Genomic DNA, 20,815 nt, shown 5'->3' on the forward strand with positions numbered 1-20,815 from the left:
ACCGTCACCGCCGCCACCGCCACCGCCGCCGCCACCGCCACCGCTACCGCTACCACCATCATCTACAACAGTAGTATCTTGAATACCCGCCCCTTGTGAACAACTTGTACCAGGCGCACACTGAACACTAACATTTTCAGCTGCTAGAGTAGATTGGCTACATTGTCCAAAAGGCATACAGAACTGATTTAAAAAGCTTTCGCCTTTTACTCCTGCTCCACAATCTCCAGACATACCTGCTTTTCCACCATCAAAAGTAGAAACAAACATACGATGATTTAATACGATTGGTGTTGAAAACACTTTAGCATCTTGAATATTGGTGGACTTAAATTGATAGAACCATCCACGGGTAGCAGAAAGTAAAGCGACTGCACCATCATCATATGTATTCCAATTTGAATTAGTAATTTCCCCCAATTGATTAGTATTTGTGATTGGAGTTTGATATACAAAATCAGCTTTATATAAATTTCTATCTGCTACATCTTTATCGTAAATATTATATACCGCATCATAATTATAACCTTGGCCCGAGGCATACTGAGCTAAGGGTTTACTACGATTACCACTACCAATAGAAACAACGGCAAACGTTGTGCCATTATAGTCATACACTGAAAATGCAGGCATTTCATAAAAACGTGGACTAGCAGCACCATTATTTAAATTCAATAATAATTGTGGAGGTTTAGCAAAGTTTGCATTTGTTGCTGCAGTGTTATCTAAATCGATACGGAATAGTTGACCACCTAAATCACCAAAATAAAGATGATCAATCAAACCATCACCATTTCGATCTTCGGTACGAATTTCACTTACTACGCTATATTTTAAATTATTGGATTGAGTATAAGCTTCGGCACCTTGAGCTGTAGTCGCTTTAGCACTAGCCCACCAAAGGAGCTTACCGTTATCAGCGTCAAACATATATACACCTGCACCTTGGCTAATGCTCGGGTTATAGGTATCACTTTCATAGCCTTCATCATAACCACCGCCAACAAACATTACTCGTTTACGTTCAGTAGTTTTACCATCGCTTTTCTTCCAATTTACCCAGCCAATACTCGGCTTAGACCAACTTTGGCCCATATTACTTAATGCGGCATAAGTAGTAGTTGTACCGTTATAATAGGTTTTCTGTTCATCAGGAGATATTTGGAACAGTAACTTTGGATTACTCATATCTTGCAAATTGAGTGCATAATAACTACGCCCTCCCATTCGCAAACCGCCATACACGATCTGCTTCCCTTCTTGAGAACCATAGCCTTTACCGACAGTGAGTCCTTTTCGACTACCATCTAATACATACTGAGTATAACTAGCCCAGGGTCCATCAATACCATAATATAATTGATCGACCCCTCCATTCATGGCATCGTTTTTCAAAAATGCTTCGGGTTGTTTCTCGATCATTTCATTTGGTACAAAGGTGAATACTTCTTTTCCGCCATTACTATCCACAGAAGTACTATCATTTTTGCCAGCCTTAACTATATGTAAAAGCCCCTGTGTTGTGCCAAATAAGACATAGTCTTCACGATTTTGAGTATCAATTACGCCATTTGTATACGTAATTTGACCACTATTGGTAATTAATAGTGGTGAGGAATGCATTAACGCACCAATCTGTCTTAAAGAAGTGGACGGAGTAGCATTAAGAACTAAATGATCAGGATCCTTTGCTTGAGTCACAGTCATTGGATACCCAAGCAACGCCATTAAATAACCACGTTTCCCATCAGTTTGGTACGTCGTATCTGTTAAATCGGACTTTTTAATTTGTCTTAGAGTTGTTGTCGTTGAACCGTCTGCACTTCGATTCGTCAAAAGATTACGATTCTCTTGCGTTGTTTGATTCATTGTTAGGAGTAACTGTGACCACGCTCCTCCTTTTAGAGTGTAGCTATTACTTCCAGGCGTATTGGAATCAGAATTATCATTTGTACTGTCATTATCGGTATAAGCCCAAAAGTCACGATTTGGCAGTATTTGTCCCTTTGTAGCAGTTGCTGTACTAATTAAAGTACTATTATCACGATCTTTTAAAATACCATTAACTACTGCATATTTTTTGAGATTACCCGCCCAAAGTTGATAGTTTTTATCTGGAGTCGGTTGGAACTGAGGAAAATAAGCCTGTTTTTGTAATACAGCAGGGTTAAGACTATCTTTAGGAATAGTAGGTGAACCTGTAGTTACTGCTGGAATCTCCGAACCTAAATCTCCAAGAAATGCATTTACACTATTTACAACGTCTTGAGAGCTTGAACCAGAATACCAACCACCACTTGCATTAACACCCCATTTCGCAGCTTCTTTTTGATTTGCCGATGCAGTAGAGTTGTTAATATTTGCCAAGTTGTCAGCTAGAGAAAGTGACCTATTAAAAGATGGAATAATATTAAAATCACTTCCAAAGCCAACAACAGCAGTCTTAATCTTTAAACCAACAGGGTTACTGCCATTGTTTAGTAAAAATTGTGAAAACTGTTGAATACAATTCCAGCCTGTATCGCTATCCGTACAAGCAAATGTTTTACCACTTAAAGCTTTCTTCATTAATCCTGATGCTGAAGAGTTTCCATTTGGATCACCATCAGTTAAAACATAAATACCTTGACCACTACACTGTGTAGTACTCCCTGTCATTTGTTTAGTAATACTATCGGGACGTACATAGCTCCCTCCACTGGTTGCACCTGTACCAGCATAGTTAAAACCACTATTACTTAGTCCTTGAGTGGTGGTACCCATTAAAGAAGCCGCTGCCTCTGCATAAGCATTAGCTGTCGGAGTACCACCTCTGGCACCAAGTTTTGCAATTTCTTCTATTAGTATTCTTCTTTGAGTTTTACCATTTACAACTGCATCTAAACGTCGAGCTGGAATACGGACCTGCCCCGTTAAATTGTCTGCAGCAGTCGGCTCACCAGCAGTATTAAATTGCGTTGGACGGGAGAAAGTCGTCAGACCAATTAATTTATCATCAGAAACAGGTAAGATTCCTTTACTAGTATTACCGTTAAGCAGATCAATCATGCCATCTTTTACACGAGTAATACGATCAGGATATTGAGTATTCGGACCAGCCTTATAGTAATAAGTACTATAATTTGAAGACATTGAGGTCAAACCACTAGTAGAAGGTGCACTCTTTAACTTAGTTGTACAATCACTTTGCGAACTCGAATTACCACAACTATACCAAGATGTCCCCGACTTCATATAATAGTAAGTTGGAGCAGTTGCAGTACAATAATAACGCTTATATTCTGCAATTCCATTACTCGACAACACATTGTTATAACCCGTCTGCACAACATTACTGGGGATATCACAGGCACTAGCATCATTTTGAAGCTGCGGATATCCCATAGAACCTGAAATATCCAATACAAACATTAAAGTAATATCACCAGCTTTTGCTTTTTGATAAATATCAATATCACTGGCCTGACTTACGCTACTCGCTACTAACCCAGTACATAAAGCAGCTACCGCACTTGTTAAAAGCTTTGGATGATATGAAAACTTTAAGTCTTTCTTATCCATTATTATTTTCCCCAATTAATTAAAAATCTTGTGCAATAGTGTATTCAGTGACATTGGTGGTAAATGGAACATTTAAGCTTGTTAAACACTCTGATACTGATCTCAAAGGATTATCTAAGTCGGATTTATTAGTGACATCTGGCACTGCCGTTCCATCTGGAAGTGTCACTTCACTCATGTGTTGTTGTAGACACTTGTTAATATCAGCATGACTAACACTACTTAAACTTGGCATTAATGACACAGCAAATACTTTGACTCGTTTAGCTTCTTGGACTTGTCCTTCTTTTTCATCAAGACCACGAGTTCGAGCATAAAATGGGTCATCCTCCCCAACAGTCGAAAATTTAACTGCGACCTGAGTCATAACTGCCCTACGACCACTGGTAAACCAGTTATTGGTTGTATCGACTGCATCGCAATAACCATCTGTACCTAATGCATTATTAGTAGGTGCACTATTTCCGTCTATCCACTGCATTAAGCTGGCACGTCCAATATTAAAAAAGTCACTTTGATCTCCGCGATAACAAAAGACTAATTCCTTATTTTTGTCATTTGCATTGCTGATATAACCGAAAAGACCTGTTGCACTTAAACTCTGAATTAAGTTAGTTGGATTCTCTATTTGAAAGAAAGAAGCGTCTGAATTTTGCAATATCAATTGCTGCACTTGGCTATTCGTCGCTATATTTAAATTAATCAAACCTTTACGAATGGCTATTGTGCCAATAATCATAATTGCAACTAAGAAAATGAGTACAACAATTAACGCTGAGCCACCCTGCTTCAGTTTCATTTCCCACGCTCCCCAATTACATTACGCAAGGTAATGGTTTGTGATATCACTTGACGCACATATTTTTTTGTCGAATTCGTAGGCTTTTTTACTGTAATCGTTTGGTCCAATACTGAAAATTGTTGGTCATCTTGAATTGCGACTTCTGCACCGACTGGTTGCAATGAACGTGTTAATAATCCGATTTGAACTGAAACAATACGTGGACGAGGAGCAGTCAAACTTAAATAATCATGTATTGAAATATAACGTCGCCCAGAATTTCCTTGGACATTCAGTAAAACCCGAAAATAATCCACACGTTTCATTATAATTTCACCTGCATCCCCATAACGAGTTATAGCAGTTGGGCTCCCTGTTAGAGGGTAATAGCCAGCATCACAAGCAAGTGCTAAAGGTTGATTAGGTTCATCACTATTATTTTTATCGTCTTTACGTAAAAAATATCGTTGGACTATGACTTGACGGCCACTAGCAAGAGGAAAATTCAGATTATTTCCTTCACAATCTGTACCGCCTATATATTCATCATCAGCTTGAGTTGCGGTACCTTTAGTATCAATTGTATATTGCGGTATATATTGAATAACGAGTTGGTCACTAGCAATATCACTTCCATTACTTTGGACGTTTGATGCTCCAGTCCAAGCATTACCACTACCAACACTATCCCCCTGACTACGAGAAAGTAGATTAGGATTAGCAGTTACACCAACAATAGTTTTATAAAGATTACTAAGAGGCTCGTTAGCCGCATCTTTAGCTGAATTAATTGCAGAAGTTAAGACAATACCACCATAAGCAGTTTGATCATCAATAACCGCTTTTGGATTATTTAAGTTTGCAAGGCGAATATCTTGAGTTAAATAGTTAAGGCCAAAATTTGCATTATCTTGCACATCAGAAACACCTATCTGCATAGATAAACTTTTTTGACTAGACAAAAATAATAATATTGCAGCAGCAGTAATTATGAGACCTAAGGCTAACGAAATTATTAATTCGATTAATGTAAAACCCTGATGTTTTTTCATTTTAATAGGCCTCCATAATCACACATGTTGAATTATCGTTATATGAAGTATCTTGAGTACAATCTCCTACACCAGTGCCATTCGTTGCACTAGTATCGCCCCATGCAATATAAATACATTGACGATTATTAGTTTGTGGACAAGCAACCATATTCATAGTCATGCCTAAAGAAGACGCACTTTTCACAACCTGAGCAACATCAAAATCTGCTAGCTCCGTATCAGTACAATTGTTTTGAAAGCAATTTTTAGCGAAGTCTGTTTGTTTACTGGCATCTTGAAGTTGCTGGTTATATACAGTTAAAGAATTACGATTAACTCTCATTCGCTCGGCAAGATCACGCGCCAATGTAATTGCTTGAACACGCGAAGTACTTTCTGCACTTGCTTCTAAAGCTCTATACTGCAAAGCAATAAAGCCTAAAATGCCAATTGCCAAAATCAGCAAAGCAACTAAAATTTCAATCATACCCATACCACGCTGGAGTCCAAGGCTCTTCATGAACATGTCCCCATTGTGATTGACTGAATTGATCCCATTCTTGAAACACTAATAATTTTTGATTTATTACCAGATGCCGTATTACAAATTTCAAAAGTTGTATCTCCGGTTGCATCTTTTACCAAACCGGACATTAAAAATACTATAGAAGTATTAGATCCTGTCTTTAATTGAGCTTTTCCACTTGGCATCCAATCGATTTGATTGTCAGTATCTGCAATATAAGTAGAATTTAATTGCACTTTGACTTGTCTACGTTCTACTACAGCTTTCATACGTGCCTGATTTATACTTGAAACTAGATCTTCTGTGCTTCTATTTAAATTTTGGTTATTCAACATATCCCCAAACATTGGAACAGCCATAGTTGCAATAATAGCCATCATTACAATCGTCACTATGAGCTCAATTAAGGTGAACCCTTCTTGCGGAATAATCCCCCTCATCCCCATAACCCCAAATGAACTTAAAAATTTTATTTCTATATAAATTTTACGTTTTACTTTTACAAAACGAATACAAACCAGATAAAGGGTATAAAAAAACAGATAACTGTCATATCACAATTATCTGTTTAACTTTTTAAAATCAGTATGTTAAACAAGTCACACTTTATGCTTGTGTTACATGAATACGTAATTCTTTAGGAAGACTAAAAGTAATATTTTCTTCACGTCCTTCTAACTCTTTAGGCGCCTGAGCACCCCAATCTTGTAAACGTTGAATGACTTGCTTAATTAAAATTTCTGGAGCCGAGGCACCAGCTGTTACACCAATTTTACAAGTTTCATTGAACCATGATTGTTCAAGCTGATCAGCATTATCCACAAGATAAGCGGCTTTACCCATGCGTTCAGCAAGCTCGCGTAAACGGTTCGAATTTGATGAATTAGGTGAACCAACAACCAGTACGACATCGCATTTTTCAGCTAAGTCACGTACTGCATCTTGTCTGTTTTGAGTCGCGTAACAAATATCATCTTTGCGCGGCCCTTGAATTTTAGGGAACTTCGCACGTAAAGCATCAATAACTTTCGCTGTATCATCAATAGATAAAGTTGTTTGAGTAACAAAAGCCAATTTCTCTGGATGTCTGACTTCAAGTGCTGCCACATCAGCTTCATCTTCAACCAGATAAATGTCACCGCCTTTTAATTTGTCATATTGACCCATTGTTCCTTCAACTTCTGGATGACCTTCATGACCAATTAAAATTGCTTCAGTTCCTTCACGAGCATATTTAGTTACTTCAATATGTACTTTCGTAACAAGCGGACAAGTCGCATCAAAAACTTTTAGACCTCGACGCTCTGCTTCTTGCTGAACTGCTTTTGAAACCCCGTGCGCACTAAAAATGACAATCGAATCATCTGGTACTTGATCCAGTTCATCAACAAAAACTGCCCCTCTTTGACGCAAGTCATCTACCACAAATTTGTTATGGACAACTTCATGACGTACATAAATAGGAGGATTAAAACATTCCAAAGCCCGATTGACGATTGCTATGGCTCGATCAACACCGGCACAAAAACCACGCGGATTAGCTAACACAATTTCCATAACAGCCTCAAAATTAATAAAACAGGGGAATTTCTCGTAAATATTTGCAGTTAAAACTATTCAGTTTAAACGCACGGTACACTACAATAGCGAAGATATTTTATCATATCAGGAAAAATATCATGTCGGGTCTATTGTTTGTCGTTTCTGCTGCATCAGGAACGGGCAAAACATCTTTGGTGAAAGCCCTACTTGACCGTGTAAGCAATTTACATGTTTCAGTTTCGCATACTACCCGAGGTCAACGACCAGGTGAATTAGATGGTGTTCACTATCATTTCACAACAAAAGATGACTTTTTAGACCAAGTAGACCAAGGTGGATTTATTGAATACGCTGAAGTATTTGGTAACTACTATGGCACTTCGCAAGCAACCGTAAAACAACAGTTAGCTCAAGGACATGATGTCTTGCTTGAAATTGATTGGCAAGGTGCAGAGCAAGTACGTAAGCTGTTTCCTGAATCTAAACAAATCTTTATTTTACCGCCTACTCAATTCGATTTACGTCAGCGTTTATCTAACCGTGGTACAGATTCTGTTGAAGTTATTGAACATCGTTTAAGCTGCGCTGTTGAAGACATGCAGCATTATACGAACTTTGACTACATCATTATCAATGATGATTTTAATAAAGCCTTACATGAGCTTGAAGCTGTGATTACAGCGAACCGTTTAGTGCTATCTCAGCAAGCAAAAAGACACCAAACCTTAATTCAAGACTTGATTACTCCTCAACCAAAACAGGAATAACTTGAGTCTAGAACGAAAGCCTTTTATACTATTTAGTCTGTTCAAATTTACCATTCCAAAACGAGAACTTTTATGGCACGCGTCACCGTTGAAGATTGTTTAGATCATGTAGACAACCGTTTTGAGCTTGTGCTCGTTGCAAGTAAACGTGCTCGTCAATTGGCACGTCAAGGCATGGAGCCAACTGTAGAATGGGATAACGACAAACCAACAGTTGTTGCTTTACGTGAAATCGCTGTAGGCCACGTAACGAAAGAAATTCTTAAACAACGTGAGCAAGATTACCAAACTTCTAGTCTTGATCTTGCCCTTTCTACAAACAGCTTAAATTTAGAAGGTTTTTCTTTCTAATTACTCCTGTTTCTATAAAAAACCATCGTTTCTTTGCGATGGTTTTTTATTTGGCTTCTTCATATTTAAAACATATTGGCAAAAGCAATTATTTTCATTGAAAAAAAAATACACTTTTTCAAATGAAAAAATTGACAAGTTCCGCAATATGCTTTTCATTAAGAAGTAGATAGATTTAGTTTTTTAAGCAACAGAAAAAGGGTGGTCTATGCCAGGCGAAGAGGTCAGCCAAGCCAAGCAACAGCTCAAATTAATTATCGAACCTTACTTATCAGTAAGCGAGGTCGAGAAAGTGCTTGCTGCCTGTGATTTTGGAGATCTGGCACACACTGGTATTACACGTAAAAGTGGCGAACCCTATATTCTGCATCCAATTGCTGTTAGCTGTATTTTAGCTAACATGCGACTGGACCCTGAAACTTTAATGGCAGCGCTTTTACATGATGTCATTGAAGATACTCAATATACCAAAGAAGATATTATTGAGCGATTCGGACAAACTGTTGCAGAGCTCGTTGATGGTGTAACCAAGTTAAGCCAATCAAGCGACAAAGAATATAATAAAGCGGCGTCTTTCAGAAAAATTTTGCAAGCAACGTTACAAGATCCACGTGTCATTATTATTAAACTAGCCGATCGCTATCATAATATGACAACCTTAGGTGCTTTACGTCCCGATAAACGTGCTCGTATCGCGCAAGAAACTTTTGATATTTTTGTACCCATGGCAAGATTAGTCGGCATGAATGAAATGGCTGATAATCTTGAAAACTTGTGTTATCAAAATCTAGATTTAGACATGTTTGATAACGTCCAGAATGCTTTACTCCAAACCAAACCAGAACGATGTAAATATCAAAGTATCTGGGAGCAAAATCTTGCAGAGCTTCTGCACAATTATCATATCCAAGGCCGTATTAAAAAGAAAAATAATAATATTGAACTATTACGCCACTTCGTTAAAAACGAGATGGATTTGCAAGAGCTTACTCATAGCCATGCCTTTGAAATCGTTTTACAGTCTATTGCTGACTGCGACCGTTTATTTGCAGCATTAAAAGAAAATTTCCAAGTCATCCAATATCAAGATCATATCCGTCGTCCATTGCCTGGTGGCAATCAGTCTTTATTGATCAAGCTCAAAGGCGAAAAAACTACATTATCGCTCACTGTCCAAACTGAGCTCATGCGTAAAGCTGCCCGTTTTGGTGTGGTATTAGGTGAAAATGCACCGCAAACTTGTCGTTCTGCCATTCAGGCATCAATGCAGAACTTAAATACACTCATTGATGGTGAATGCGCTAAAACAACTTTTAATGATTTACTTGATTATTTACATCAAGAAAAAATTTGGGTCTATACCCCACATGGCCAATTACATGAATTACCACAAGGTGCAACAGTAGTTGACTTCGCCTATTCAGCAAGTCTTTTCTTGGGTAACCATGCAGTAGGCGCAAAAGTTGATGGTGAAATTAAACCACTTTCAACACCCTTAGTCAGTGGACAAGTTATTGAAATTATTACTGATGTCTTGGCAACTCCAAATCCAGATTGGTTGAGTTTCATTAACACTCAGAAAGCTCGCCGTGCTTTACAACATGTACTCAAAGATCAAGATATTGAAGAACAACGTTTAGTGGGTGCACAAGCACTTTCACGAGCATTGAAACTCTTTAATCGTTCAATCACTGATCTTTCAGAAGCAGATTGGCTAGACCTCTTACAATGGCGTCATATTGACAATAAAGATGCATTATTTGAGCAAATCGCAGTTGGAGACTTACTTCCTCAACTCGTAGCCAACCATTTGTTTGCAAATGACAAACACCCACAAGTAGAAAATTCAGACCGATTAATTCAGGGTACTGAAGGCATCGATGTTAAATATGCTCACTGCTGTAACCCTGTATTGGGCGATCTAATTCAAGGTCATTTAACACGCCGCGGATTAATTGTGCATCGAATTCGTTGTCATAATTTACTTCATGAACAACATTTGCATCCAGAAAATATTATGCCGCTTCAATGGAAAGCAGATGACGTAGATGATGTACGTTTTACTGCCTACCTTGGGATTTATATGGCCATGAATGATGAGCAGGTATCAGACCTCATCTATCAATGTCGTAAAAATAATGCAGGGGTAGAAATGGTGCATTCCAATGAGCAGCGAACTTTTGTGAACATCGTGGTGAACAATCGTAAGCACATAGCAAAAGTCATTCGTGATTTACGCATGCACTATGGGTTCCCCCGTATTGAGCGTTTAGATGCCCCTGCCCCACAAGCGGAAATTTCTAAAGTCAGCTAAAATTTGTTCTACTTTACTAAAATCTAACTTTCCAGAAGCACATAATCAATTAAATCGATGATACTTTTGTCAAAACGTATCATCGATTATGATGGAAAAAGATTTAATCAAGGAGAACCAAATGTCCCGCCAAGTCATTCATACTGAAAATGCCCCTGCTGCTATTGGCACATATTCTCAAGCCATTTTAGTAGGTAACACCTTATACCTATCAGGGCAAATTGGTTTAGACCCTTACAGTATGGAACTTGTTGACGGTATTGAAGCTCAAATCCGCCGTGTATTTGATAATCTAAAAGCAGTATGTGAAGCTGCGGGTGGCTCACTCGCAGATATTGCAAAGCTCAATATTTTCCTTACTGATTTATCTAATTTCCAGCTTGTAAACCAAATTATGGGCGAATATTTTGCTCAGCCATACCCAGCTCGTGCTGCACTTGGGGTAGCAAGTTTACCTAAAGGTGCATTAGTAGAAATGGATGGAATTGTAATTATTAATCAATAAGATAAAGATTTAACTACAGATTAATTCTTAAATATTTTGCTCTAAAATTAGATACCGCCATGCTTAGAAATCTGAATAATTATTAGATTTCCGCTTAGGTGGTATTTTTTTATCCAAAATCCCAATAAAGATAAATGAGATTTTAAATGAATTTCATTGACAAACGATAATAATTATCAATAATATCAATTATCGCATTTATATTTGGGGATCACTCCCATGTACGTTTGCTTGTGTCGTGGCATTACCGATCAGGATATTAAAGACGCTATTGAAAATGGCGCTGAAAGCTATCGTGAAATTCGCGATTTGCTTGATCTCGGTACTTGCTGTGGACGCTGTGCACCAGAAGCACGTGCTATTATTAGTGAAGAATTAGCAGAAATTGCTGCACGCATTTCTGTAGCTGCATAATAAAAATTAGTATTTAACAGTAAATTATTGACTCCTCCACCGCTTTTTGCGGAACGTTAATTGTTCCTCATTCAAGCGGTTTTTTTTGGAAGGAAATTCACCTTTACCAATATTGTGTTGTTTTTGATTGCGATTTTCATTTGCTGTTCTATAAATTACTCGCTATATCCATGATTGTTCACTAAAATGAATTCATAGATTGCCTTAAGTGAATTAAGGCAGAAATTGTTTTGGAGTAACTACAATGAAAGGCAATCGTGATGTGATTAATCAGCTTAACCAAGTGCTGTATCATCATTTAACTGCAATTAACCAATACTTTTTACACTCTCGCATGTTTAATGACTGGGGAATTGAACAACTCGGTTCCGCTGAATATAAAGAATCAATTCGTCAAATGAAGCATGCAGATAAAATTATTGAACGTATTCTATTTTTAGAAGGCCTTCCGAATCTTCAACATCTAGGTAAATTATATATCGGTCAACATACAGAAGAAGTTCTGCAATGTGATATTCGCAAAGTGAAAGAAAACATTGAAGCTATTCAAAAAGCAGTTGCATTAGCTGAAACAGAACAAGACTATGTAACACGTGATTTGGTACAAGAAATTCTAGAAAAAGAAGAAGAATATTGGGATTGGTTAGATACTCAAATTGACCTTATCGGTAGCGTTGGTATCGAAAACTATATCCAGAGCCAAATGTAATCTTTCATAAAAAATCCCCTTGAAAACAAGGGGATTTTTTATTTATCTTTTAGTAATTGCGTCAGTGTTATTTGCTGTCCATAAAGGTGCTGCAAAATAAATATTTGTTGCTCTGCTTGATCTACTTTTCCATTATAAGCAAGTAACTGAGCATATTTACGCAAATTATAAGGGGTTGCTTTGTTCTTCACAAAATTTCCCCATTGAACTAATTCTGCTTCAGATAAAGTTACATTAGGATTAAGTGCAATCCATTTTAAACGCTGCTCAAATTGGGTTAGTACAAAAATCTGGTCACTTCCCATGAGCTCAGCATTTGGCTGCTTATTTTTAAATAGTAAATTACTATTCATGACATAAACATTGTAGTCGCGCCAAATTGCGATCATAAGTATTAAGCTGACGCCCCATATTAAACGCAGAAGTTGTTTACTTAGTACAAAGCCTTTCAGTATAGGAGTCTGTGCTTGAATTACACCCAATAAAAAGCCACAAGTCAGCAAGAAATAAGCATAACGCTGCGGAAACTCCAACATGGCGTGAATAAGCACAGTACAGACCATCATCACTGCGATAATCGAGATTGTTTCTTTTGCTTGTTGATTTAGCCAAAATAACCAACATGTAAAGTAAGCAATAATCACTGTACCAAGTGGAATACCATTCCAAATAATAAGATCTAGCAACACATTATGAGCGCTGGTCGTCCACTCCGTCGTTGGAAAAAGAGCATAAGCAGACATTTGAGCAACACTGGTTTGATTCCACCCATATCCCAACCAAGGATGTTGCTGTACAGCGATTAACATTTGCGTCCAAATATTAAAACGCAGATAACCCGAGCTTGCCCGTTCAGCCAAGCTACTCGCCTGAGTTATATCTGTATGTGACCATGCCTCAATTAAGCTTGTGATAAATGGTAATACCAAACCAGCCATCAAGAAAAAACCAGCACACCATAACAGGCCTTGAAACACCCCAAAACGCTTAGGTTTATTAAATTGCTTAATAGCCCAATAGGTGAGTAAAAATGGAAAAACAATCCAAGAAGTGCGTGACTGGCTTAGGACAACTGCAAATAAAATAGTTAGCGCTGATGGCAAAAGTAACCAAACCGATGCTTTATTCTTTTCATATAAATATAAGCATCCTAATAGCCCCATAATGAGAAAGGTTGCCATATTATTAGGTTGGCCAAAGTTACCGTATGGACGGTTACCAATTAAATGCAACATATGAGCAAAATGTGTATCAATATTTAACCACTGACAAACTGCAATAAGACTAGTTGCAACTGAAACGATAACAGTAAGTAAACTAAACCCTGTAAAAATTTCATCTCTTTGTTGTGGTTCTAATGACAAGTTATAACCTACCACCACCATAAACCAGAAGCCTAACAAGTAAAGTGAACTTAGCAAAACGGTACTAAAATCGAAAACTAGCCCAAAAGCCCACTGTGCTATGGGAATTAAAATAAATGGCAATAGTAATAATTGTGCCCGTGGAATTTTTATATTTTGATAAAAAAGTGCAGCTAAGACACTTAGACCTGCCGCAAAGGTACTCATTTCGCTAGAAAACATCACCCAAGGGTTATAGTGAAATGGTGATAACCACGCAAAACCTAACAGGATTGCTGCGAGGAACAGAAAGAATACTTGCATAGTGACAGGTTATAGGTCAAAAACTTGAGAAGGATTATACATGGAAGAAAGTGAGAAGAATTAGCTTGTATATGTATCTTCTCACAAGAGATGCTAACTTATTTCCATGGTCTCAAGTCTACAATTTTAACCACTTGAGCTGAGTTTTTATCCATTAAAACAACCATATCTACAGCATTGGCTTTTAAAGGAACCCATGCATTCGCTTCTGGATATTTTCTTAAAATATTTTTTACTTGCTGTTTAGAGTTAAATTTTTCAAGTATTTCTAGACCTTGTAAATGTTGTAAGAGTTGTGGTTTTATTTGACTTAATTTTTTATAGTTTTTGGGATCTTGTGCTAAAGCTATTCCACTGAATAACTCTTGGAACATTTCTTTTTGCTTTAATTGAGGAACATTAGAATATTGGATACCAACAAATTTTGGGCCTAAAAAAGAAGATTGATATGATTTAGAAACCACTTCATTATCACGTATTAATTCAAATTGATCGACACTGTATACTACCCATACAGGTCTGCCTTTAAATACATGATAACAGCCAAAAAGAAACGCACTAATTTGAAAAATGCAAATAATAGCCAAATCAAACTTTAGAGTTTTCTTACCTTCTTTATAAATAAACAAACCTAAAAAGGGCCCAACAATAACATCGACTAAAATTAGTAAAAATAATATATGTTCCAATCCAGTTGCTTTATGCAAAGGAGCGGGATACCACATAAGAAAAATACAACAAAGCAATAAACTAATGACTATAAGTGAAAAAGTTATATGTACTATAAAGAACTTAATACGTTTACTCATATGTAATCCAAATAAAAAGCTGGAATAAATCCAGCTTTTCACTTTAAAAAAATATTTAGTTTTTGCAAGAACCAGGTAAGTATTTAGCATCAATGGTTGTATTATTTGTTGCAGTAGTAGCTAATGTTACACCTTTAGGCGTTGAAGCATTGCCACAAACCCAAGTAACGTTTTTAGCCGTATCAGAACCAGGAATAAGCGACAACACTTTGGTCGCTAATGCATTTGTGTTTGCTTTATTACCATAAGTAATATCAACGCCACCATTCGTCACATCAACTTGTGTTACATAATTACCTTTATAATCAGTATTTGTACCACCAGCACAAACTTTAGTTGCATTTTTACCGCAAACAGCAGCTTGAATATTAGCTGGCCAATCACCTACATCAGCAAAATAATCATTTACAGCTGTTTTAACACCACCCGCCACATTCAACCCTTCTGTTACTTGTGCACGAACAGTGTAATCCTGATAAGCTGGAATCGCGATTGCTGCCAAAATACCAATAATCGCAACCACGATCATGAGTTCAATTAATGTAAAACCTTTTTGTGCATTCATAGCCTTTTCCCCAAAGATTGTATGTATGTTTTTATATAAGCTTTTTCAGCTGTCATCTATATTGCAGCAACCATGCCAACTTTTATTTTAATTTAAAAACAACAAGTTATGATTTATAACAATTAAACTTAAGAGTATATTAGGCAAATAACTGACAAAAATTGTCACTCCAATTTTATTAGGATTGAATCACCAATAAAAAACCACTTCACAACTCATTTCTTTTTTTTACCATTTAATGTGATAAAAATCTCTTTAAAAGCAACCAAATAGATGACAATTTTTGTCAGTTGTTATATTAAGAGTGAATTTAAAAAAACAGCTAATCAGAGAGCAAATAACTTAATTAATAATGATAGGCGCATTCCCTAATTCATTATTTTGATCTGGCATATTTTCATCGTAAAAGCGTGACATCACATCACCAATTTGCTGAACCCCAATCACTACAGCTTGTAGATACTGTTTTTGTTTAAGCTGCTGCACAATAGACTCACAAATCTGTTGCCATACCTGATCATTCGTCGCGTTTCTAATACCACGATCAAATATAATTTCTACAGTGCGCTCACATAAATTTAAATAGAGCAGTACACCGCTATTAAGTTCAGTATCCCAAACACCAAGTTCTGCAAATAATTGCTGCGCCCTTAAGCGCGTGTTCTGTCTATATGCTTGTGAACAAGGAATATGCCCTTCTATAACGACCTGTATTTCACCAACATGACCAAGTTCTGCTTTTTGAACAGCTTCAGCAATAGCTTGTTTATCCCTTTTACTAAAATAGCGGCTACTAGCAGGAAAATAGCAAAGATGCTTAAACCAACGTTTTAAGCTTGGCTCTACATATTCCTCAATTTTTGGTTGAGTAATAATTTGTGTTGTTTCTGATATTGTTACCATGAGCCTGAAGCACCTCCACCACCAAAACGACCTCCGCCGCCGCCATAACCGCCGCCTCCACCACCGAAGCCACCTCCGCGTCCACCCCCACCAGAACCACTTAAAATAGCCTGTAAAATAAGTTGGGCAATTGAGGTAATGAGTAAAAAGAAAATACCAAATCCAAGTAGCAAACTAGTAACCACGCCAGCACCGTTTACAAAGCCTGCTACTGCTGCGGCAACACCTGCGGTAGAGGCACTAAGAGGCCGACCAACAATAAATGAGCCTACAATTCCAGCAATAAGAATAAACAATGCCATCGTCAGAGTTGTTTGTTTGGCTTGTTGTTCTTCGGCAGCCTGATGTTGGCGCTCTTTTAAATCTTGGGCAGCTTGCTGAGCAACTTCCGGATCTAGATTTAAAATTCTTGTAATTTCATCAACACCAGCGTTTAAGCCTTGTGCATATTGGGCTTGTTTAAAATAAGGTGTAATTTGATTTCGAATAATCCGACTTGCCACAATATCCGGCAATACCCCTTCTAAGCCATAACCGGTTAGTATTTGTATGCGGTGATCATTAATTGCAACTGCAATGAGTAATCCATTATCACGTTTACTCGAACCAAGTTGCCATTTTTCACCAACACGTAAAGCGTAATCAAAAATATCTTCTTGACCCGTAGTCGGTACAATTACAATACCTATTTGTGCCTTACCTTGCTGGTACAAATTTAAAATTTTCTGGTTAAGTTGCTGCTTTTCAGCTTCACTTAAAATATTAGCTTGATCAATGACAGGCTGATTTAATGTAGGTAAACCACGAATTGATTCACCATCAGCCATATCATTCGCAACCTGAGCTTGAGGCGCGGCACTTGAAGCAGCCTGCTCATTTACTTTAGGCTTCGATGCTTGAGCTTGCTGCTGTTGAATAATTTTACCTGCCACCACCGTGTCAGTTTCATCTGTAGTAGTGGCAATATTATTCTCACTCCAAGCCGCACTCTGAAACAGAACACTACAGCAGAGCATAATTAAGGTAATAACGAATACCTTAATTTGCTTAGACTGAAGCAATATAGTATTTCTCATGCGGCACTTCCTTGATTTAAATTAATCAAAAGAAACTTTTGGAGCCTGTTGAGCCGATGCTTCCGCAGAGAAATTAGCTTTAGGATGCATACCAATCACTTTTGCTGTTACGGCTTGCGGGAACTGACGGACATAAGCGTTATAGTCCTGAACAGTTGTAATATAACGATTACGTGCCACAGCAATTCGGTTTTCTGTACCCTCAAGCTGAACCTGTAATTCTTGGAATTGGGTATTGGCTTTTAAGTCTGGGTAATTTTCTGAAACAGCAATAAGTCGAGATAATGCACCTGTTAACTGGCTTTGCGCTTGTTGATATTTTTCAAGTAATGCTGGGTCTTCTAATACTTCTTTATCGACCTTCAAGCCTGCAACATTTGCACGTGCCTGAGTGACTTCTGTTAATACTTGCTCTTCATGCTTAGCATAGCCTTTAACTACGTTTACAAGGTTTGGTACCAAATCTGATCGACGTTGATATTGGTTCTGTACCTCAGACCAAGCCGCTGTTACAGCCTCATCTTTGACCTGTAAAGTATTATAGCCACAGCCAGAAAATAGTAAGGTGCTTGCAAGTGTTGTCGCGATTACAAGTTGTTTAAACGTTTTCATCGTCACTTTATCCTCAAGTTTTTCTTTATATTTTTAACCTCTTGTCTCGATTGTATGATGAATTTGGCATTATTGTGTTGCTTTTATTTTATAGATTTAAAAAAACCGGATCTTTAAATCCGGTTTTTATTCTAGCTTGGTCTTAACCTTGTCTCCTTTTAGAAACTTGTCATTTGGTATTCATCGGCCAAATAGCTTTTCCAGTAATCGACCATATGTCCATAATCTGTTTGACTCGGATGAAAGTCCTTTTTGTAATAAGCAAAGTATTCTGGTGTCAGTTGTATAATCATTTTAACAAGCAAATACACACCAAAAATATTTCCTCCCATTTTAGGCAAGCTTTTCCATTTATCTTGCCAAAATAATCGCGTTGTACCATAGAAAGCAAGACTCGCAAATCCTGTAGTGACACTACGCATTAATAATCTGCGAATACGGTCATCGCCATAGACATGTTGATAGACATCAAATGCAACTGAACGATGTTCAATTTCCTCAATAGCATGCCAAACCCAAAGCTTTAGAGCATCTTGATCTAAAGTTTTTAATAATTCAGGATGCTGTAAAATATATCCTCCAAGCAAAGCCGTAAAATGCTCAAATGCACAGGTAAGGGCGAGCTGTAGCTTAGGTGGAATTGTCCTTAAGTATTTATCACGTTCATTTAACCAAGCTTGAAAACGATCCAAATTATAGTCATCACGGCGCCAAGCCTCATTAAATTCACTATGAGCTTTGGAATGCATGGCCTCTTGTCCGATAAACGCTGCAATTTGTGCTTGTAGCTGAGGATCTGAGACTTTATCACGCACATTACGGACGCTATTTACAAAAAACTGTTCTCCGACTGGAAATGTTGAAGAGAGTGCAGTTAAAAAATGGGACATTAAAGGCGAATTTGCAAAATAATAGCGCTTGATTGCTTGAGGATTAAACTCAAGCCGACGCACCGTAATACCCAACGCTTTTCGACGATTTAAATATGATTTTTCTGCCGTCATACCTGCGATGTTCATGCTCAACACCTACTGTATTGAAGAAGAGAGCTTTGAGTATGTCGTGGGACTTAGGCACTAAAAAGGGCAAAAAAGCTTATTGTATTTGCCAAAAACGTCAAACCGATTAATGGTAAAAAATAAAGCCTGCATATCGCAGGCTTTATCAAAAACTTTAGTAATGATTTTTTAGATTAAACACCAAGGTAATCTAAAATACCTTCAGCAGCTTGACGACCTTCCCAGATTGCTGTAACTACAAGGTCTGAACCACGGACCATATCACCACCAGCAAAGATTTTTGGATTTGATGTCTGGAATTTAAATTCTTGCTGTTCCGGTGCAACAACACGGCCTGAACCATCAAGATTGATATTCACATTACCAAACCAGTCTGCTGGGCTTGGGCGGAAACCGAATGCTAGTAAAACTGCATCAGCTGGTAATACTTCTTCAGAACCTGGAATTGGCTCAGGACTACGACGGCCACGACTATCTGGTTCACCCATTTGTGTCGTTACCACTTTTACGCCTGTCACTTTGCCATTTTCACCAACAATCTCGATTGGTTGACGGTTAAATAAGAACTTTACGCCTTCTTCATACGCATTTTTTACTTCACGTGCCGAACCCGGCATATTACTTTCATCACGGCGGTATGCACATGTTACGTCGTGGGCACCTTGACGTAATGAAGTACGGTTACAGTCCATTGCGGTATCACCCCCCCCAAGAACAATAACTTTTTTACCATCCATGCTAATGTATTCACTTGGGTCCTTTTCCCATCCCTGACAACGGTTCACGTTAGAGATTAAGAAATCAAGCGCATCATAAACACCGTCAAGATCTTCACCAGGGAAACCACCCTTCATATAAGTGTAAGTTCCCATACCCATGAAGACTGCATCGTATTCTGCTAGTAATTCATCAATAGTAACGTCTTTACCAATTTCAGTATTTAAACGGAATTCGATACCCATACCTGTGAAAATTTCACGGCGGCGTTTCATGACATCTTTTTCCATCTTGAATTCTGGAATACCAAATGTTAGTAAGCCACCAATCTCAGGACGCTTGTCAAATACCACCGGTTTAACACCACCACGAGCTAAAATGTCGGCACAGCCTAGGCCTGCTGGACCTGCGCCAATGATTGCAACTTTTTTACCTGTCCACTTCACATGTGACATATCTGGGCGCCAACCCAAAGCAAAAGCTGTGTCATTGATATATTTTTCAGCATTACCAATGGTTACTGCACCAAAGCCATCATTTAAGGTACAAGCACCTTCACACAAACGGTCCTGCGGACATACACGACCACATACCTCAGGTAAAGTATTTGTTTGATGGCAAAGCTCAGCAGCCTGGAAAATTTGGCCTTCAGCAATGAGTTTTAGCCAGTTTGGAATGTAGTTATGTACAGGACATTTCCATTCGCAATATGGGTTACCACAACCTAAACAACGGTGCGTCTGATTAGTTACAGTTTCCGAAGTAAAAGGTTTATAAATTTCCACAAACTCTGCTTTGCGGACAGTAATATCTTTTTTCTCTGGATCTTGACGTGGTACATCCAGAAATTGAAAGTCATTATTTAGGCGTTCTGCCATGTCTCTCTCCGTGGGTAGGCGCGGATTTCCTTGTTGCCCGCACCTGCCTATGTCTTTGCAGTCGT

General features: G+C 38.0%; 20 protein-coding genes and 2 pseudogenes. 8 read left to right on the forward strand and 14 right to left on the reverse strand.

Annotation, left to right across the window (positions count from 1 at the left end; all coding sequences use genetic code 11):
• The 5 genes from ACG59Z_RS07135 to ACG59Z_RS07155 form a co-directional block, all read right to left on the reverse strand.
• A partial coding sequence (locus ACG59Z_RS07135) for a pilus assembly protein PilY (protein WP_400198638.1) occupies positions 1-3,561 on the reverse strand: 3,561 nt, incomplete at its 3' end.
• A gap of 19 nt (positions 3,562-3,580) precedes the next feature.
• Positions 3,581-4,360 (reverse strand): pilus assembly PilX N-terminal domain-containing protein, encoded by a 780-nt coding sequence (locus ACG59Z_RS07140; protein WP_311069791.1) that lies wholly within the window; start codon positions 4,358-4,360, stop codon positions 3,581-3,583.
• Positions 4,357-5,394, reverse strand: a complete 1,038-nt coding sequence (locus ACG59Z_RS07145) for a PilW family protein (protein WP_311086521.1) — start codon at positions 5,392-5,394, stop codon at positions 4,357-4,359. Before ACG59Z_RS07145 ends, ACG59Z_RS07140 begins: the two co-directional genes overlap by 4 nt.
• Before the next feature lies 1 nt (position 5,395).
• Positions 5,396-5,896: a type IV pilus modification protein PilV gene (gene pilV / locus ACG59Z_RS07150; RefSeq protein ID WP_400198641.1), complete on the reverse strand. Its 501-nt coding sequence runs from the start codon at positions 5,894-5,896 to the stop codon at positions 5,396-5,398.
• A complete protein-coding gene (locus tag ACG59Z_RS07155) occupies positions 5,893-6,342 on the reverse strand; it encodes a GspH/FimT family pseudopilin (protein WP_304591404.1) in 450 nt (149 codons plus the stop codon). The genes pilV and ACG59Z_RS07155 overlap by 4 nt, the downstream gene beginning before the upstream one ends.
• Here ACG59Z_RS07155 and ACG59Z_RS07160 point away from each other — a divergent pair.
• Positions 6,251-6,496 (forward strand): annotated as a pseudogene (locus ACG59Z_RS07160) (hypothetical protein); the annotation flags it as partial. The gene ACG59Z_RS07155 and the pseudogene ACG59Z_RS07160 overlap by 92 nt on opposite strands.
• A gap of 12 nt (positions 6,497-6,508) precedes the next feature.
• Here the strand turns inward: ACG59Z_RS07160 and ispH are convergent.
• Positions 6,509-7,459, reverse strand: a complete 951-nt coding sequence (ispH, locus tag ACG59Z_RS07165) for a 4-hydroxy-3-methylbut-2-enyl diphosphate reductase (protein WP_396480102.1) — start codon at positions 7,457-7,459, stop codon at positions 6,509-6,511.
• Positions 7,460-7,581: 122 nt separating this feature from the next.
• Here ispH and gmk point away from each other — a divergent pair, with 122 nt between their 5' ends.
• From gmk to bfr, 7 genes and pseudogenes are all read left to right on the forward strand, one after another.
• On the forward strand, positions 7,582-8,211 hold the full coding sequence (gene gmk, locus ACG59Z_RS07170) for a guanylate kinase (protein ID WP_263614720.1): 630 nt from the start codon (positions 7,582-7,584) through the stop codon (positions 8,209-8,211).
• Positions 8,212-8,283: 72 nt separating this feature from the next.
• Positions 8,284-8,562, forward strand: coding sequence for a DNA-directed RNA polymerase subunit omega (gene rpoZ / locus ACG59Z_RS07175; protein ID WP_000135049.1), 279 nt, complete (start codon positions 8,284-8,286; stop codon positions 8,560-8,562).
• Between the two features lie 38 nt (positions 8,563-8,600).
• A pseudogene (locus ACG59Z_RS07180) lies at positions 8,601-8,731 on the forward strand (hypothetical protein).
• A 39-nt stretch (positions 8,732-8,770) separates the two neighbouring features.
• Positions 8,771-10,876, forward strand: a complete 2,106-nt coding sequence (locus ACG59Z_RS07185) for a RelA/SpoT family protein (RefSeq protein ID WP_400198646.1) — start codon at positions 8,771-8,773, stop codon at positions 10,874-10,876.
• Between the two features lie 121 nt (positions 10,877-10,997).
• Entirely contained in the window at positions 10,998-11,381 is a 384-nt protein-coding gene (locus tag ACG59Z_RS07190) for a RidA family protein (RefSeq protein WP_002051728.1), read from the forward strand.
• Between the two features lie 219 nt (positions 11,382-11,600).
• The gene (locus tag ACG59Z_RS07195) at positions 11,601-11,795 is read left to right on the forward strand and encodes a bacterioferritin-associated ferredoxin (protein ID WP_000289091.1); all 195 of its coding nucleotides are present in this window, start codon (positions 11,601-11,603) and stop codon (positions 11,793-11,795) included.
• A 244-nt stretch (positions 11,796-12,039) separates the two neighbouring features.
• Positions 12,040-12,504 carry a bacterioferritin gene (gene bfr, locus ACG59Z_RS07200; protein WP_000678123.1) on the forward strand — a complete coding sequence of 155 codons (465 nt, stop codon included), beginning with the start codon at positions 12,040-12,042 and terminating at the stop codon, positions 12,502-12,504.
• A 38-nt stretch (positions 12,505-12,542) separates the two neighbouring features.
• Here bfr and ACG59Z_RS07205 read toward each other — a convergent pair whose 3' ends face one another.
• From ACG59Z_RS07205 to ACG59Z_RS07240, 8 genes are all read right to left on the reverse strand, one after another.
• Complete coding sequence (locus tag ACG59Z_RS07205) at positions 12,543-14,171, reverse strand: Wzy polymerase domain-containing protein (protein ID WP_400198651.1); 1,629 nt, start codon at positions 14,169-14,171, stop codon at positions 12,543-12,545.
• 98 nt (positions 14,172-14,269) lie between these two features.
• Positions 14,270-14,980, reverse strand: a complete 711-nt coding sequence (gene tfpZ, locus ACG59Z_RS07210) for a TfpX/TfpZ family type IV pilin accessory protein (protein WP_263614723.1) — start codon at positions 14,978-14,980, stop codon at positions 14,270-14,272.
• A gap of 55 nt (positions 14,981-15,035) precedes the next feature.
• Complete coding sequence (locus tag ACG59Z_RS07215; RefSeq protein ID WP_004705212.1) at positions 15,036-15,545, reverse strand: pilin; 510 nt, start codon at positions 15,543-15,545, stop codon at positions 15,036-15,038.
• Between the two features lie 342 nt (positions 15,546-15,887).
• Positions 15,888-16,448, reverse strand: a complete 561-nt coding sequence (locus tag ACG59Z_RS07220; protein ID WP_400198653.1) for a TPM domain-containing protein — start codon at positions 16,446-16,448, stop codon at positions 15,888-15,890.
• On the reverse strand, positions 16,442-17,524 hold the full coding sequence (locus ACG59Z_RS07225) for a TPM domain-containing protein (RefSeq protein WP_400198655.1): 1,083 nt from the start codon (positions 17,522-17,524) through the stop codon (positions 16,442-16,444). Before ACG59Z_RS07225 ends, ACG59Z_RS07220 begins: the two co-directional genes overlap by 7 nt.
• A 21-nt stretch (positions 17,525-17,545) precedes the next feature.
• Positions 17,546-18,136 carry a LemA family protein gene (locus ACG59Z_RS07230; protein WP_087606419.1) on the reverse strand — a complete coding sequence of 197 codons (591 nt, stop codon included), beginning with the start codon at positions 18,134-18,136 and terminating at the stop codon, positions 17,546-17,548.
• Positions 18,137-18,294: 158 nt separating this feature from the next.
• Positions 18,295-19,155, reverse strand: coding sequence for a metal-dependent hydrolase (locus ACG59Z_RS07235; RefSeq protein WP_400198658.1), 861 nt, complete (start codon positions 19,153-19,155; stop codon positions 18,295-18,297).
• A gap of 173 nt (positions 19,156-19,328) precedes the next feature.
• Entirely contained in the window at positions 19,329-20,750 is a 1,422-nt protein-coding gene (locus ACG59Z_RS07240) for a glutamate synthase subunit beta (protein WP_111811563.1), read from the reverse strand.
• Positions 20,751-20,815 lie beyond the last annotated feature (65 nt).

Source organism: Acinetobacter sp. ABJ_C1_1, from assembly GCF_044684115.1.
Classification (GTDB): Bacteria; Pseudomonadota; Gammaproteobacteria; order Pseudomonadales; family Moraxellaceae; genus Acinetobacter; species Acinetobacter nosocomialis_A.

Excerpts from the sequence above, each read along its gene's own strand:
- ispH (WP_396480102.1), bottom strand. The coding sequence starts at position 7,459 with ATGGAAATTGTGTTAGCTAATCCGCGTGGTTTTTGTGCCGGTGTTGAT.
- gmk (WP_263614720.1), top strand. The coding sequence starts at position 7,582 with ATGTCGGGTCTATTGTTTGTCGTTTCTGCTGCATCAGGAACGGGCAAA.
- ACG59Z_RS07220 (WP_400198653.1), bottom strand. The coding sequence starts at position 16,448 with ATGGTAACAATATCAGAAACAACACAAATTATTACTCAACCAAAAATT.
- ACG59Z_RS07190 (WP_002051728.1), top strand. The coding sequence starts at position 10,998 with ATGTCCCGCCAAGTCATTCATACTGAAAATGCCCCTGCTGCTATTGGC.
- ACG59Z_RS07145 (WP_311086521.1), bottom strand. The coding sequence starts at position 5,394 with ATGAAAAAACATCAGGGTTTTACATTAATCGAATTAATAATTTCGTTA.
- rpoZ (WP_000135049.1), top strand. The coding sequence starts at position 8,284 with ATGGCACGCGTCACCGTTGAAGATTGTTTAGATCATGTAGACAACCGT.
- bfr (WP_000678123.1), top strand. The coding sequence starts at position 12,040 with ATGAAAGGCAATCGTGATGTGATTAATCAGCTTAACCAAGTGCTGTAT.
- tfpZ (WP_263614723.1), bottom strand. The coding sequence starts at position 14,980 with ATGAGTAAACGTATTAAGTTCTTTATAGTACATATAACTTTTTCACTT.
- pilV (WP_400198641.1), bottom strand. The coding sequence starts at position 5,896 with ATGAAGAGCCTTGGACTCCAGCGTGGTATGGGTATGATTGAAATTTTA.
- ACG59Z_RS07215 (WP_004705212.1), bottom strand. The coding sequence starts at position 15,545 with ATGAATGCACAAAAAGGTTTTACATTAATTGAACTCATGATCGTGGTT.
- ACG59Z_RS07195 (WP_000289091.1), top strand. The coding sequence starts at position 11,601 with ATGTACGTTTGCTTGTGTCGTGGCATTACCGATCAGGATATTAAAGAC.
- ACG59Z_RS07205 (WP_400198651.1), bottom strand. The coding sequence starts at position 14,171 with ATGCAAGTATTCTTTCTGTTCCTCGCAGCAATCCTGTTAGGTTTTGCG.
- ACG59Z_RS07185 (WP_400198646.1), top strand. The coding sequence starts at position 8,771 with ATGCCAGGCGAAGAGGTCAGCCAAGCCAAGCAACAGCTCAAATTAATT.
- ACG59Z_RS07230 (WP_087606419.1), bottom strand. The coding sequence starts at position 18,136 with ATGAAAACGTTTAAACAACTTGTAATCGCGACAACACTTGCAAGCACC.
- ACG59Z_RS07155 (WP_304591404.1), bottom strand. The coding sequence starts at position 6,342 with ATGAGGGGGATTATTCCGCAAGAAGGGTTCACCTTAATTGAGCTCATA.
- ACG59Z_RS07225 (WP_400198655.1), bottom strand. The coding sequence starts at position 17,524 with ATGAGAAATACTATATTGCTTCAGTCTAAGCAAATTAAGGTATTCGTT.
- ACG59Z_RS07140 (WP_311069791.1), bottom strand. The coding sequence starts at position 4,360 with ATGAAACTGAAGCAGGGTGGCTCAGCGTTAATTGTTGTACTCATTTTC.
- ACG59Z_RS07240 (WP_111811563.1), bottom strand. The coding sequence starts at position 20,750 with ATGGCAGAACGCCTAAATAATGACTTTCAATTTCTGGATGTACCACGT.
- ACG59Z_RS07235 (WP_400198658.1), bottom strand. The coding sequence starts at position 19,155 with ATGAACATCGCAGGTATGACGGCAGAAAAATCATATTTAAATCGTCGA.